The 15,152-nt window shown below is 58.1% G+C and carries 13 protein-coding genes; 9 read left to right on the forward strand and 4 right to left on the reverse strand.

Translation table 11 applies throughout. From position 1 onward, the window contains the following. Nucleotides 1-126 precede the first annotated feature (126 nt). The 6 genes from rpsT (at nt 127) to gyrB (ending at nt 8,222) form a co-directional block, all read left to right on the forward strand. Complete coding sequence (gene rpsT, locus RBB47_RS06260; RefSeq protein WP_305984890.1) at nt 127-393, forward strand: 30S ribosomal protein S20; 267 nt, start codon at nt 127-129, stop codon at nt 391-393. A gap of 647 nt (nt 394-1,040) precedes the next feature. Beyond that, nucleotides 1,041-1,481 (forward strand): rhodanese-like domain-containing protein, encoded by a 441-nt coding sequence (locus tag RBB47_RS06265; protein WP_305984891.1) that lies wholly within the window; start codon nt 1,041-1,043, stop codon nt 1,479-1,481. 153 nt (nt 1,482-1,634) lie between these two features. Next, nucleotides 1,635-3,110: a chromosomal replication initiator protein DnaA gene (gene dnaA / locus RBB47_RS06270; RefSeq protein WP_305984892.1), complete on the forward strand. Its 1,476-nt coding sequence runs from the start codon at nt 1,635-1,637 to the stop codon at nt 3,108-3,110. A gap of 224 nt (nt 3,111-3,334) precedes the next feature. Continuing rightward, on the forward strand, nt 3,335-4,453 hold the full coding sequence (dnaN, locus tag RBB47_RS06275; protein ID WP_305984893.1) for a DNA polymerase III subunit beta: 1,119 nt from the start codon (nt 3,335-3,337) through the stop codon (nt 4,451-4,453). A 34-nt stretch (nt 4,454-4,487) separates the two neighbouring features. Then, nucleotides 4,488-5,636 carry a DNA replication/repair protein RecF gene (recF, locus tag RBB47_RS06280; protein WP_305984894.1) on the forward strand — a complete coding sequence of 383 codons (1,149 nt, stop codon included), beginning with the start codon at nt 4,488-4,490 and terminating at the stop codon, nt 5,634-5,636. A gap of 132 nt (nt 5,637-5,768) precedes the next feature. Beyond that, nucleotides 5,769-8,222, forward strand: a complete 2,454-nt coding sequence (gene gyrB, locus RBB47_RS06285; protein ID WP_305984895.1) for a DNA topoisomerase (ATP-hydrolyzing) subunit B — start codon at nt 5,769-5,771, stop codon at nt 8,220-8,222. A gap of 67 nt (nt 8,223-8,289) precedes the next feature. On the opposite strand, the gene RBB47_RS06290 is transcribed toward gyrB, so the two are convergent. From RBB47_RS06290 to RBB47_RS06305, 4 genes are all read right to left on the reverse strand, one after another. Then, nucleotides 8,290-9,774: a tripartite tricarboxylate transporter permease gene (locus tag RBB47_RS06290; protein WP_305984896.1), complete on the reverse strand. Its 1,485-nt coding sequence runs from the start codon at nt 9,772-9,774 to the stop codon at nt 8,290-8,292. Then, nucleotides 9,774-10,247 (reverse strand): hypothetical protein, encoded by a 474-nt coding sequence (locus RBB47_RS06295; protein ID WP_305984897.1) that lies wholly within the window; start codon nt 10,245-10,247, stop codon nt 9,774-9,776. The genes RBB47_RS06290 and RBB47_RS06295 overlap by 1 nt, the downstream gene beginning before the upstream one ends. 63 nt (nt 10,248-10,310) lie before the next feature. Further along, nucleotides 10,311-11,273: a tripartite tricarboxylate transporter substrate binding protein gene (locus RBB47_RS06300; protein ID WP_305984898.1), complete on the reverse strand. Its 963-nt coding sequence runs from the start codon at nt 11,271-11,273 to the stop codon at nt 10,311-10,313. Between the two features lie 140 nt (nt 11,274-11,413). After that, nucleotides 11,414-12,364 (reverse strand): LysR family transcriptional regulator, encoded by a 951-nt coding sequence (locus RBB47_RS06305; RefSeq protein ID WP_305984899.1) that lies wholly within the window; start codon nt 12,362-12,364, stop codon nt 11,414-11,416. A gap of 112 nt (nt 12,365-12,476) precedes the next feature. Here RBB47_RS06305 and RBB47_RS06310 point away from each other — a divergent pair, with 112 nt between their 5' ends. Genes RBB47_RS06310 through RBB47_RS06320 form a run of 3 tightly spaced genes read left to right on the forward strand, consistent with a single transcriptional unit; the run spans nt 12,477 to nt 15,076 of the window. Further along, complete coding sequence (locus RBB47_RS06310; RefSeq protein ID WP_305984900.1) at nt 12,477-13,427, forward strand: oxaloacetate decarboxylase; 951 nt, start codon at nt 12,477-12,479, stop codon at nt 13,425-13,427. Nucleotides 13,428-13,430: 3 nt separating this feature from the next. Further along, a complete protein-coding gene (locus RBB47_RS06315; RefSeq protein ID WP_305984901.1) occupies nt 13,431-14,663 on the forward strand; it encodes an aconitase X catalytic domain-containing protein in 1,233 nt (410 codons plus the stop codon). Then, nucleotides 14,663-15,076 carry an aconitase X swivel domain-containing protein gene (locus tag RBB47_RS06320; protein ID WP_305984902.1) on the forward strand — a complete coding sequence of 138 codons (414 nt, stop codon included), beginning with the start codon at nt 14,663-14,665 and terminating at the stop codon, nt 15,074-15,076. Before RBB47_RS06315 ends, RBB47_RS06320 begins: the two co-directional genes overlap by 1 nt. Nucleotides 15,077-15,152 lie beyond the last annotated feature (76 nt).

Consider the following 15,152-nt stretch of genomic DNA (forward strand, 5'->3'; position numbering starts at 1 on the left):
ATAAGCAGCGCCCAATCGGTGGCGGTTTTCCGCCGCCGTTGTTTTTTGATCGGGTCTTGCCGCGTTTGCGCACTTGTCCCGATCGCCACCGGACACTAGTCCCCATTACCGATCAGGATAGAGCCCATGGCCAACACACCATCGGCCAAGAAGGCGGCCCGCAAGATTGCCCGCCGGACGGCCACGAACAAAGCGCGCCGGAGCCGCGTACGCACCTATCTGCGCCAGGTTGAAGAAGCAATCGCTTCTGGCGACCAGAGCGCTGCAGCGGAAGCTTTCAAGGTCGCACAACCGGAAATCATGCGTGCCGCTTCAAAGGGCGTCATGCACGCCAACACGGCATCCCGGAAAGTTTCGCGTCTTAACGCCCGCATCAAGGCTCTCGGCGCGTAAATTCAGCCGTCACACGACCGTTAAAAAGGCCCGGCAGCAGTGCCGGGTTTTTTTTTAGCCATGCAATTTTGTGGATGACAAATTTTCGCTGATGCGGCGCACAATATCGTCAAATTTACCACTTACCATGCTGTCAAAGAAAACTTATTTGTTTCAATACTTTACACACATGTATGAGTCGGCAATCGCAATCAAACCGGATTCGATACGAGTCAAGTCATGCCTTCTGAAATTTTTTTTGAAAGTGTCGTTTTCGATTTGTGACAACGAGGCAAATTGCAAAAAGTCATTGCCGCAAAAAGCATTTGTTCAATATGCCACAATGCGCGGAATATCGCTCACACCGTGGCAAAAACGCAGCATATGCGGAAATCGTTAAAAGACGCTGTTGCTCCCTTCGTCTTCGTCTGTATATTAAGACCACGGCTGGCGGCGAAGACCAGCGAACAACCTAAAAATGGTGCTTGGGACAACAATGAAAAAGTCTAATCGAAGTACAGCTGAGCACGTGGTAACGAGACTGTGGAGTGAATACATTATCGTATTCGACCTGCAGGGTGCTTAGCCTAGATTTGGTCTAATTCTCTTTCCCAAAATTCTTGTTAATACTTTGAATCAACAGCTCACAGCTGTTGAAGGGGGCGACTGTGCAATCTGAGGGTAGCTACGCCGGCAATGTGACATCACAAGAAGCTTTTGACGAGCTGTCCAGCCAGGCCAACGCGATACTGATCGACGTGCGCACACAGGCGGAATGGGCCTTTGTCGGCGTGCCTGATCTTCGACCGGTCGGGAAGGAACCCGTTCTGGTCGAATGGCAGAGCTTTCCCTCTTCCGGACCGAATCCCGACTTTGCTGCTGTTGTTTCCGACCATTTGGTCAAAAAGGGGGTTGACCAGAATGCGCCGATCTATTTTCTGTGCCGCTCCGGCGCACGAAGCCAGGCGGCGGCGATAACCCTGACCCGGTCAGGATACACACGCTGTTTCAATATCTCTGACGGTTTTGAGGGGCCGCTCGACGCAGACGGCCACCGCGGAACACAATCTGGATGGAAAGCCGTCGGGTTACCTTGGATTCAGAATTAGCTTCCCTGCACTTTGACAGGGAGTGGTGGCGGGACCAGTCCGGCTGCCAATACCAGAACCGTCCCAAAAGGGACAAAATAAAGCTGCAAAAGCAGCAAGGCGTCGAAGAACGGCTGTGGCGGACCGGTCTTCATAACACAGGAGGCAGATGACATGCAGGTTCAGGAGGCAGGCGGCTCCGAACATTGGAAGCGGGTGAAGAAGCAACTTCGCGCCGAATTGGGCGATGATGTCTTTACCAGCTGGTTTGCGCGGGTAGATCTGGAGGAACATCAGGATGGCACTGTGCGTCTGTCCGTTCCGACCCGCTTTCTAAAGCAGTGGATCCAAAACAACTACAATGATCAGTTGATGGGCCTTTGGCAGCGCGAATGCGACAATGTTCATCGTATCGAACTGACTGTGCGCGGCGCAATTCGCCCGCGCCAAACCCCGGCCACGCAGCCGAATCTGGCAGCACCAGCCGGTGTTAAACCGGTCTCTGCCGATGCCCGGACCGACACGCTGGCCGACGCGGCCCAGGTGACCCGGGCTCAGGCGGCAACCGCGGCACTCGGCCGAGGCGACACCGGTTCGGACAGCGCACGCGACATTCTCCAAGGCGCGGCTCTTGATCCGAAATACACGTTCGACACGTTCGTAGAAGGCGAATCCAACAATCTTGCTCTCGCCGCTGCCCGGCAAGTGGCAGCCGGTGGCGCGGTGACCTTCAACCCGCTCTATCTGCATGCATCCGTCGGTCTCGGCAAAACGCATCTGATGCAGGCGGTCGCCGCCAAGGCGCGGGCCAATGGACGCAAGGTGCTCTATCTCACTGCCGAGCACTTCATGTACAAGTTTGTGGCGGCGCTGAAATCCCAGTCTGCGCTTGCGTTCAAGGACACCTTGCGCACGATCGATCTGCTTCTGATCGACGACATGCAGTTCCTGCACGGCAAACAGGTCCAGCAGGAATTCTGTCACACGCTCAACGCGCTCATTGACGGTGCGCGCCAGGTGATTGTTGCAGCAGACAGGGCACCGTCCGAGCTCGACACGCTCGACGACCGCGTCCGGTCGCGACTGTCAGGCGGGCTTGTGGTCGGTATACAGGAACCCGATTTCGTCCTTCGCAGGAACATCCTGCTCTCCCGCGTGGAGACTGCACAAAAGTCCTATCCGCAATTTGCCGTCCCGGATGGCGTTCTGGATTACGTCGCACGCCATGTCGCTTCTTCCGGGCGTGACCTTGAAGGCGCCCTCAACCGCCTGATTGCCCACAATCAGCTGACAAATCAGCCGATCACGCAGGAAATGGCGGAAATGACCCTTCGGGATCTGGTCCGCTCCAGCGAGCCGCGCCGCGTCAAGATCGAAGACATCCAGCGTGTCGTGTCCAAGCACTACAACGTGACCAAGGCCGATCTCTTGTCTGCGCGCCGGACACGGACCATCGTCCGTCCGCGTCAGATTGCCATGTACCTCGCCAAGGTCATGACACCGCGTTCGCTGCCGGAAATCGGCCGCCGGTTCGGCAACCGGGACCACACAACGGTGCTTCACGCCGTTCGGAAAATCGAGGAAATGGCGCGCGCAGACTATGCGCTTGCCCAGGAGCTCGAGCTGCTCAAACGCATGCTTGACGCCTAAAAACGATTGACTTTTGGACGCTCAATCGAAGCCGAGAGAGCGTCCGTCGATCCGGTAGTTAAATTGCCCGATTTTCAATCAATTTTGGGGGCGTTCCAACCGAACGCCCCCTTGCTTTTGGTGCCGGTTAAGGGCAGTGTCTTCCCCCCGCTCCTCTAAGGAGCCCAACTGTCCAGTTTGGTCAGGCGACCCTGCCTGACTCTTCACGAGTACGGAAGAAGCGTATGAAAGCGACCCTCGAGCGGACCGACCTTCTCAAATCCTTGACCCACGTTCATCGTGTGGTCGAGCGCCGGAATACAATTCCCATCCTGTCGAATGTTCTGCTGCGCGCCGACGGCGGCGCCATCAATCTCAAGGCAACCGACCTCGACCTGGAAATCGTCGAGACCGTGCCGGCGATGATCGAAATGCCGGGCGCAACGACGGTTCCGGCTCACATGTTCTACGATATCGTGCGCAAGCTGCCCGAAGGCTCGCAAGTCGTGCTGGAAACCACCGGCGACAATGCCACGCTGGAAATCCGCGCAGGGCGCTCGAAATTTACTTTGCAGATGCTGCCGGAAACCGATTTCCCGGATCTGACCGCCGGCGATTTCAGCCACGGCTTCAATCTCAGCGGCGCCGACATTCGCAAGTTGATCGACACCACTCAATTCGCGATTTCGACCGAAGAAACACGCTACTATCTGAACGGGATCTATCTGCACACGGTGGATGCGGCCAATGGCCAGCAATTCCGTGCCGTTGCGACGGATGGGCACCGCCTGGCGCAAGCCGAAGTTCCTGCACCGCAAGGGGCATCCGGCATGCCGGGCATCATCGTGCCGCGCAAGACGGTCGGCGAAATTCAGAAGCTTCTGGAAGACCCGGAAGCTGACGTGCAGATCGAATTGTCGGACACGAAGATCCGGATCACCACCGGCTCCGTGGTGCTGACCTCAAAGTTGATCGACGGCACGTTCCCCGATTACGGCCGGGTTATTCCGCAAGGCAATGACAAGGAAATGCGGGTTGACCGCGACGAGTTCAAGGAAGCGGTCGATCGCGTGTCGACAATTTCTTCTGAACGCGGCCGCGCCGTGAAACTGTCCCTCAACGAGGGCCGGATGGTGCTGACGGTCAACAATCCTGATTCGGGCAGCGCGACGGAAGAGCTGGCCGTGGAATTCGACGCCGACCCGCTCGAAATCGGGTTCAATTCACGCTACCTGCTCGATATCGCCAACCAGCTGAGCAGCGACACGGCTTTGTTCCGCCTGGCCGATTCAGGGTCTCCGACGCTCATTCAGGACAACACGGTCGACGATTGCCTGTTCGTCCTTATGCCGATGCGCGTCTGACGCCCGGTCCGGCGACTGTGGCGGACGTGGGTCGATGAGCGAATTCCGGACGGCGACACTGACCCGCCTGTCGCTGACCGACTTCCGCAACTACGAGACACTCGCGCTTGATGTTTCAGCGAAGATGGTCGCGCTTGTCGGCGCCAACGGCGCCGGCAAGACCAATATTCTCGAAGCAATCTCGTTTCTCACCGCAGGCCGCGGGCTAAGGCGCGCCGCCCTCGCCGACATTTGCCGTTCGGAGGGAAGTGGCGGCTGGAGCGTTGCGGCAACGGTTCTTCTCGACGGGCTGGAAACGAAAATCGGCACCGGTCTTGTGGCGGGAACAACCGGCAGGCGTGTGCGGATCGACGGTGAAGACGTTCGCGGATCGGAATCCCTTCTCGACTATGTCCGGGTCCTCTGGCTGGTGCCGGCGATGGACGGTCTCTTCACCGGGTCCGGGTCTGACCGGCGCAGGTTCCTCGATCGTCTTACCCTTGCCATTGACCCGACGCACGGCAGGCGTGTCAGCGACTTTGAAACCGCACTGAGACAACGGAACCGCCTTCTGGATCAGGGCGGCACGGATGCCTTTTTGAGCGCGGTGGAACAGCAGGTCGCCGAGCTCGGCACGGCCGTATCCATCGCACGGCAGGAAACCGTCGGTCTGCTGACGCAAATGATCCGCGACGGTCTTGAGACCGACCTGCCCTTCCCGCACGCCACGCTGGCACTGGAAGGCGCATTCGAAGCCGAAACGGTGGGCCTGAGCGCGGCAGATCGTGAGGAGCATTACCGCAGCCTTCTAACGGCGGGCCGCGCGCGCGACCGTGCTGCCGGCCGAACCCTGAACGGGCCCCATCTGAGCGACCTGAAAGTCTTCCATGCCGCCAAGGACATGCCGGCTGCCCAGTCCTCAACCGGGGAACAAAAAGCCCTTTTGATCGGGCTTATCCTTGCCCACGCGGAACTGACCGCAAAGGTGAGCGGCATGACACCGTTTCTGTTGCTCGACGAGGTGGCTGCGCATCTCGATCCGGACCGCCGGGCGGCGTTGTTTGCCAAGCTGAATTCGTTAGGCGGGCAAGTGTTCATGACCGGGACGGACGAAGCCCTCTTCGAGGCCCTTCCCCACGCTTCGGAAGTGTTTGAGATCAAAGACCAGTCCGCACACCTTGCAAGAGGCACCCGGACCCCTTAAATCCGCCTGAATCTTGTGGTTTTCCACGAGAATCCCTTCGCTGGCTTCACGACCGTCCACGCGCGGTTGAACGGCCCGGAGAACCCCGTATAACGGGGTAAGAAAAGACAAATCGATTGGTAATTGATTCGCATGAGCGACACGTCCACGTCAGAGCCTATTCCGACACCTGAAACCGAAAACGGCGGCGAATACGGAGCGGACTCCATCAAGGTCCTCAAAGGGCTTGATGCCGTTCGCAAACGGCCCGGCATGTATATCGGTGATACCGATGACGGCTCCGGTCTTCATCACATGGTTTACGAGGTGGTGGACAATGCTATCGACGAAGCGCTGGCAGGCCATGCCGACCACGTGACGGTGACGCTCAACCCGGACGGGTCGGTCACGGTGTCCGACAACGGCCGCGGCATCCCGACCGATCTTCATCCGGAAGAAGGGGTCTCGGCAGCAGAAGTCATCATGACCCAGCTCCATGCGGGCGGTAAGTTCGACCAGAATTCCTACAAGGTTTCGGGCGGCCTGCACGGCGTGGGCGTTTCCGTGGTGAACGCGCTGTCCACAAAGCTGGAGTTGCGCATCTGGCGGAACGACCAGGAACACACCATGACCTTCGCCCATGGCGAAGCGCAGAGCCCGCTTGAAGTCGTCGGTCCGGCGAACGGCAAGAAGGGAACGGAAGTCACATTCCTGCCGTCTCCCGAAACCTTCAGCAAGACGGAATTCGATTTCAACACGCTGGAACACCGCCTGCGGGAACTCGCCTTTCTGAATTCCGGTGTCCGCATCATCCTGACAGACAAGCGCGGTGTTGAGGATCGGGTTGAGGAACTTTTCTACGATGGTGGCCTGGAAGCTTTCGTGCGGTATCTCGACCGGGCAAAACATCCCCTGATCGAAAATCCGATCACCATGAAAGCGGAGCGCGACGGCATCACCGTCGAGGCAGCCATGTGGTGGAACGACAGCTACCACGAGCAGGTGCTGTGTTTTACCAACAACATCCCCCAGCGCGACGGCGGCACACACCTGGCTGGGTTCCGTGCTGCATTGACCCGCCAGGTAACCGGATACGCGGAAGCGACCGGCCTGATGAAAAAGGAAAAGGTATCGCTTTCCGGCGACGATTGCCGCGAGGGCTTGACCTGCGTTCTGTCGGTCAAGGTTCCCGATCCGAAATTCTCCTCGCAGACCAAGGACAAGCTTGTGTCCTCCGAGGTCCGACCCGTTGTCGAAAGCCTGGTTTCGCAGAACCTCAACGACTGGCTGGAGGAAAACCCGGCGCCGGCAAAATCGATCGTCTCCAAGGTGGTTGAAGCCGCGTCGGCCCGCGAGGCGGCCCGCAAGGCACGCGAACTGACACGGCGAAAAGGCGCCCTCGATGTCGCCTCCCTTCCGGGGAAACTCGCAGACTGCCAGGAGCGGGATGCGTCGAAGGCCGAGCTCTTCCTGGTGGAGGGCGATTCGGCGGGCGGCTCCGCCAAACAGGGCCGCCACCGGGAGAACCAGGCTGTTCTGCCTCTGCGCGGCAAGATCCTCAACGTGGAACGCGCCCGTTTCGACAAGATGCTGTCATCTAACGAAATCGGCACGCTGATCACAGCACTCGGCACCGGGATCGGCAAGGAAGAGTTCAACATCGAGAAACTGCGCTACCACAAGATCATCATCATGACCGATGCTGATGTCGACGGCGCGCATATCAGAACGCTTCTTTTGACATTCTTTTTCCGGCAGATGCCGGAGCTGATTGAAAACGGCTACGTCTATATCGCGCAGCCGCCGCTCTACAAGGTCAAGCGCGGCCAGTCCGAGCAATACCTGAAGGACCAGCTTGCGCTTGAGGATTATCTCATCTCGCAAGGGTTGGATGAAACCTCGCTCACGCTTGCCAACGGCGAAGTGCGCACGGGGCAGGACCTTCAGGGCGTTGTCGAGACGGCCCGCAAGATTGCCGAAATCTTCGACGGCCTCCACTCGCGCTACAACCGCGATGTCGTCGAACAGGCTGCGATTGCCGGTGCACTCAATGCGGAGATTCTCGAAGACCGGAGCAAGGCGGAAGATGCGGCCGCCTACATCGCACGGCGCATGGATATTCTGGCGGATGAATTCGAACGCGGCTGGACCGGCGAAGCGCGCGACGACGGCAGCCTCGTGTTCCGGCGCACCGTTCGCGGCGTCGAGGAAGCCGCGGTGATCGACCCGGCCCTGCTCGACTCCGCCGATGCCCGGCGCCTCGCTGCCCATGCTGCGCACCTGCACGAAGTCTACGGCAAGGCTGCCGTGTTGCGGCGGAAGGACGTGCCGACCGAGATCCGCGGTCCCCGGGCCTTGCTCAACCAGGTCTATTCGTTCGGCCAGAAGGGCATCTCGCTTCAGCGATACAAGGGCCTGGGTGAGATGAACCCCGAACAGCTCTGGGAAACGACACTTGATCCCAATGTTCGCTCGCTTCTGCAGGTCAAGGTGAAGGAGGCGGACGACGCCGACGACATCTTTACCAAGCTGATGGGCGACGAGGTCGATCCAAGGCGTGAATTCATTCAGGACAACGCACTTGCCGTCGCCAACCTGGACATCTGATCAGACCTGACCGTTTTCACAATAGTCTGGCGACGGCATATAAAACCCTGCATTCCAGGTGTTATTGTTACCTCGAGCGTGATCCCCAAAGACTTGCGCATGTGATCAGAAATGCGATCGCCAGCAACGAGGCTGCAATGGGCCTCATGATGGCGCCCATGAGGTTGTCACCGTAAAGGACCGCGAAACGCACGATCTCTGCGTCAAGCCGCGCGCCTAGAAACAGTCCGATCATCAGGCTTGTGGCGGCGAATTTGTAACTGCGGTAGAAATACCCAATCAAGCCAAAGATATAGATGATGGCAACGTCTGCGAGTTGTCCTCGCAAGGAGAACGCACCGCACCCGATGGAGATCAGCAGACAGGGGATCAGGACGCTCGAGGGTGCGCGCACAACATGGGCGACGATACTGGCAAATCCTACCGCCATGACACCGACGATCACCATCTGGACCATGTTGCCAAAGATCAATCCATAAATCGCGGGACCATTGTCGACGAAAAGGCGCGGCCCCGGTACGAGCCCATGCAAGATGAAGCCACCGAGGATCACTGCCGTCGCAGCGCCGCCAGGAATACCGATGGCGAGCAGAATTGCCATCGATCCTGCTTCCGTGGCGTTGTTGGCGCTCTCGGCGGCGACCACGCCACGCGGTGCCCCCTCGCCGAATTTTTCGTTGGATTTTGCCCTCCGTCGCGCACTCGCGTAGCTCAAGAGTGAAGCCATCGTTGCGCCCGCCGCAGGCAGCACGCCAATCAAGACGCCGATGAAGCTGCCCTGCGCAAGGGTCCCACGGAAGGCGAGCCCCTGTCGCGCACCGTTCAGGACATCCCTGACGCTGGTCTTCTGCCGATCGTCCGAGGCGACAATCCTTGAGCGGCCGCCGAGTGAGATCAGCTCCGGAATGGCAAACAGACCGATAACGGAGAGCACTGCCGGAACACCGTCTTCGAGCGCTCGTATACCCATGCTGCCGCGTGGGATACCTGTGGTCACACTGGTGCCGATCGTTGCTATCAGCATTCCCAGGACGCCCGAGTAGACAACTCTCAGAAAATGAGCGTCATCAAGAGAGCCGATGGTCACGATAACAAGGATCGTCAACGCCAGCATCTCCGCCGGACCGAATCTCAAGGCAAAGTCCGAGAGTGGCTGGACAAGGAAGAAAAGCGCGATATAGCCAACGAAACCGCCGATGACGGATGCACAAATCTGCAAACCCAGCGCTTGATTGTAGCGCCCGGACTTGGTCATTGCATAACCGTCGATAGCAGTCACGACAGCCCCCGGTGTCCCAGGCGCGTTCATAAGGATCGCCGTGATGCCACCTCCCGTCAGGCTGCCGGTGTAGATCGCCGTAAGCAGCATGAGTGCCGGCAGTTGATCCATCGTCAACGTAAAAGGCAGCGCAATGGCCAAACCAAGTGCAGCCGTTAGGCCCGGAACGGATCCAACCAGGAGTCCAAAAGCGAGCCCCATGAGGATAACTGCTGGAATTCGCCAGTCCCACAGCAGTCCGAACCCTTCGGTAACGACCGTGACCTCAGGCATCAGTCCGACCAGGGCCACAGGGGAAGACCGACGTCCAGCAGACCACCAAAAAGCCCGACGACAATCACTAAGGAGATTGCGGATGCAAGCAAGGCGTGGCGAATCTTGCGGCCGGAGAGGAAGTATCCGAGAAAGAACCCGCCGATAGCGCCTGTGGATGCAAACCCGGTTATCAAAATGCCGGCAAGCACCGCTGGAACTGCAACTATGACAATGCCATTGCCAAAAGTGAGACGGGGCCTGTCACTTATCGCTACTGCGTCCCGATGCACACAGGTCCACATAACAAAAGGGGCAAGGATCGTAAGAAGATAGCAGAGCGGTCGAATGAGCGCGGTATCGGCTTCCGTCGCGTATTTGTGGGCCTCTACACTGAACAGATACGCCCACGCCAACCCAAGCGTGACGAGCACAAAGAGAATTGGAATCCAATCGATCAATAGTCTTCGCGCGCTGTTCTCATCGCGAGTCATGCCGCCCTCCCGCTTTAAGCGCGCTCCCACAGGAAGGAGCGCGCTGTCATCAGCGATACCAGATCACTTCCTAAGGATCGGCTCAAACTCCAAGGCCTGCGCGTTGACAAGTTCTGCGGCAGCTTCGGGGCCGAGCCAGTCGGCTCCGACTTTTGTTTCCTTCGCGTTGGCAATGTAATCCGGATTTTGGCTGACCTGCTCAAGAGCTGCGGCCAGTTTTGCAAAACCATCCGGATTGTTCTCGGCAAATGCCTTGTGGGTCGCCAGGAAGCGCACTGCGGCACCTGCGACCGGTTTGGCATCCAGACCTTCCAGGGCGTCGGCAATCAGTGGGGCATCGTCCCAACCAGCGACGGGCTCGTTCCAGAACAGAGCAAGCGGCGTCGACTGATCCTTGATCCGAAGCGCTCCACCGGCGCCCGCGGCGGTCAGGTCTACCAGACCGCCGAGAAAGGCTGAACGAGTCTCACCACCGCCATCATAGGGCACGACCTTGATATCAAGGCCAAGCTGATCAAAGAGATTGAAGGCGAGCATTGACCCGAGTGCTTGAGGGCTTGATGAGCCAAAGGTGATCGTGCCGGGCTTTTCACGAGCTTCAGCAACAAAATCCGCAAGTGTCTCCCAACGGCCGGGCTGACCTACCAGAATGCCGGGATCAGACCAGGGCGCGTTGATAACTGCCATTTCACCCAGGCCGGCGAGATCCGGGTCGTCGAGCTTCACCTGCACGATCCCGGGTGAAAAGTGAACAAGGAGCGTGTGGCCGTCAGGCGCGGCTTCAGTGAATTTCGAAACACCTATCTTAGACCCGGCACCTGGTACATTTTCCACATTTACAGCTGTCCCAAGCGCATCGCCGAGATATTTCTGCACAGAGCGCGCAACGCGATCAATTGATCCGCCAGGCCGGCTTGGCACGATGATTGTGATGGTATCGGACGGGTAATCGTCAGCCAGGACGGGCGCCGCCGTAAAAGCGACCGCAGACATCACTGCGGCGATCAGACCATTTTTCAAGAACATTTTCGCTCCTCCCTCAATTCGGCCACGAGTGAGTTGCGGGCCTTGCTCTAAAGACTATGATGCCGCCAATTCGTAGCGTAATGAAAAGTTTTTGGTGCAATCGCTAATTTCCGAAACAGTCGAGAAAAATACGAGATAATTTAATAGTTTAACCTGTCAGCTAAGCTTGAAATGCTCGGGTCGAGTGCTTCCGCGAGTTTCTCCTGCACCAGGTCCGAACAAACGCTACGGACCGTATCAACAAGTGCCTCAATTCCGGCACTGCGCCTTGCGTCTGCGGGAAAGAAAGCGCCAAACTGGATCCATCGGCGTGTCCAAAGCGGGCGGCAGACCAGGTGGACACCAAACGGCAAGGCAGAGATTGGATCCACAAGGAAGAGCGAGCCGGAATCGATGCATTGCTTGCACGCGAGAGCATAATCCGACGTCTCCATTACATAGTTTGGCTCTATCCCCGTGGACTGCATCATCTCGTCCGATTGCCGCCGCGGGATCGATCCCCGCGGAAAGGCGATCTGGCCTCGCCTGGCGAGATCCTCGGCTGAGATCACGTCGTGCCGCGCTAACTTGTCATCGTGCCGCATTGCCACCATCACCTGCGCGCGGATGAGCGGCAGGCTTTCAAGACTTCGCTGATTTAGGGGAAATGTCCCGAAGCCCACATCGAAGTTCCGGCCCTCGATCCAATCGTTGAATTTTGATCGGCGGAATACATCAACCGTTAAGCCGGTCTCCGGATTTGCCTCCCGGAAGCGCGCGACGGCGGGTGATACGATTCCATAGATATGGCGGGGCATGGCAATTACGCGCAAGGACCCAGAAACGGTTTTTTGGATATCGCGCGCAATTTGCGGCAAGTCGCTGAGGTTGCGGAGTATTCTCTCCGTCTCAGTAAAGAAGCGCGCGCCTTCTTCGGTCAAGATCAGACGCCGCCTCGTGCGGTGAAACAATTTCAGCTTGAGTTGGTGTTCAAGCGTCTGGATATGCCGGCTGACTGCAGGGTTGCTCATCGCCAGTTTGGTTGCCGCGGCGGACGCCGACCCTTCCTGGACCACCGCTCGAAATGCCATTAAAGATTTAATATTAATCATCTATTTCACGTTAATTCAGTTTTTCGGAACTTCTTGCGACAGGATTTCAATATCCTCAAGTCTCACACTTGACTAGCCTTTCATTGAAAGCCCCGCTTATGGAGTAGCCTCAATGTTGCATGTCACGACGACCCCGGAGGCGCGCCGCGCCACCCAAGTGGAGCGGCTGCGCAATGGAGTAACGCTGAGACTTGCAGGTGCCTACAGCCCGATCGTCGCCAAGATGTGCGAAGAGATTGGCTACGACATGATCGGCATAACAGGTGCATCGGTCGCCGCAGACCTGTGCCTGCCGGACATCGGCCTGTTTTCCATGACAGAAATCATCGACCGGGGAAGACAGATCGCCAACGCGACCAACCTTCCGACGAATATTGACATCGACACCGGGTTCGGCGAGCCGCAAAGCGCTTACCGGACCGCTCGCGAAGCCGAACTGGCCGGTATCTCGAGTCTCTTCATTGAAGATCAGGTCATGGCCAAGCGCTGCGGGCAGCTCGACAACAAGACACTCGTTGATGCGAAGACGATGATGCGGCGAGTGCGCGCCTGTACGGAGGCCCGAACGGATCCGAATTTCTTTCTCAGTGCGCGAACCGACGCCCGGGCGGTGGAGGGACTCGACAAGGCCATCGACCGGCTAAAAATGTACATCGACGCGGGTGCTGACATGGTTTTTCCAGAAGCGCTGCACGATGAACGGGAATTCGAACGCGTACGCCGTGCGATCTCCGCCCCGATTATGGCCAACATGACGGCTTTCGGCCAGACCAAGCTCTTGACGTTCGAAACGCTACGCGACCTCGGGATCAATGTTGTCGCCTACCCAAACACGACACTTCGACTCGCGCTGAAGGCCGTAGAAGACGGCATGCGTCAGCTGCTCAAAGACGGCATCCAGGACAACATCCTCGACAGGCTTCAACGCCGCGACCGGCTTTATGAAATTCTGGAGTATGGCGCTTACAACCGCTTCGATCCGTCCATCTTCAATTTCGATGTCCCGGACGGAAGTGCGCCGACGGCCAATCAGCACGACGATCCAGTCAAAGCCGCTGAGTAGATCATGCAACTCTCTGACGAAGAACGGACGATGCTGGCCGGTGAGCTCGGCGAGGCGCGCAAGTGGGCGATTGAGCATCAGCTCCGGGTCGGTGCGATGTTCGACGCAAAAGACATGGTAAAAGTCAGCCAGGCACACATGATGGCTGATCCGGAGAGCCTCGGCGAGGCAGGTGTGTGTTTCGTCGAGGGGCTTGCAACCGGAGGCGCTAAAGTCACGATTCCCATGATCACGGATCCGCGTGGTGTCGATCTCAGCTACTACGAGCCACTCGGCCAGACCGAGGCGATGGCCGGTCTTGAGCGACGATTCATTTCAGCCTGCCAGGCAATGGGTATCATGATGACCGACACCTGCATCAACTATCAGACCATCATGCCTCCTGTCTTCGGAGATCACGTGGCTTATGGCGACACAGGCGTCGTGATCTATTCAAATTCCGTCTGCGGCGCCCGGTCGAATTTTGAAGGCGGGCCGTCAGCGCTCGCCGCTGGACTGACCGGCCGGACGCCCCGATATGGCCTCCATCTCAACGAACAACGTCAAGCAACGAAGCGCTTCACGGTCGAAAGGACGCCGAAAGATCTCATGGACTGGGGCATCCTTGGCGCCACCGTCGGACGCATGGCTGGCGGCTATTGGCAGGTACCCGTGATCGAGGGGATTGAGACCGCGCCGACATCCGATCAGCTCAAGCACTTTGGCGCGGCGATGGCAAGTTATGGCTCAACGCCGCTTTTTCACATGGTTGGCGTTACGCCAGAATGTCATACAATCGAAGATGTTGGCGGCGACCGACTGGAAACGCGTCCCATCACGACAAACGATCTTGCCGATTTGGCCAGGCCGTTTGGCGCACGCGGAGAGACGGTGGATGTCGTTGTGTTTGCGGCGCCCCAGCTCAGCCTTGTGGAGATGGGTCAGGTCGCAGCCCTATGCGACGGGCGCAGACGCTCGGAAAACACAGACCTGATTGTCTGCACACCTACCCAGGTCTATAGCGACGCAAAACGGCTGGGTTACGTTGCATCAATTGAGGCGTTCGGCGGCAAGGTCCTTGTGGGGACCTGTTTCTATCAGCAATATGCCCGTGAGATCGGTGAAGCGAACGGCTGGAAACGGCTGCTTTCCAACTCCGCCAAGATCGTCAACATTCTTGGTGGTTACGGGTTTTTGCCTGCGCTGGCAAACATGGAGGCGTGCGTCGCGTCCGCCGAAAAGGGTAAGGTCGTGTGATGCCGATTGTTCTTAAGTGTCACGTCGGCGTGGGACCCAAAATACGCGGCCGGGCGCTTGTCGCTGATGACAACTTTTCCGCCCGCTACGATCTGGACCGGATCAGGGGCGTCTTCTCCAGACCGCAACACAAGCTTGCCGGGCAGAGTTATCGCGATGTCGTTCTCGTGCTCAACACGGCCAAGGGTGGCGTTGCATCAGCGTGGATGTTGCACGAGATGAAATCGCGCGGAGTGTGTCCCGCAGCAATCCTTTTGAATTCCGCCAACACGATCCTTGCCCAAGGCGCTGCCCTGGCTGATCTCAGCCTGTGTGACAGGTTTGAGGCGGGCGATGTCACGGAGCTGATCCGCAAGGGAGACGATGTCGAGGTCGAACCGTTGGCAGGCAAGGTGACAATCTTGAACCGTTAGTGAAAAGCCTCGGCAATCCTCTATGCGCGGTCGGGAACAGCCGAGGTTGTAGACTTCACTTTGGACATCTGATTTC

Origin of the sequence: Roseibium sp. MMSF_3544, assembly GCF_030732845.1 — a bacterium.
Classification (GTDB): domain Bacteria; phylum Pseudomonadota; class Alphaproteobacteria; order Rhizobiales; family Stappiaceae; genus Roseibium.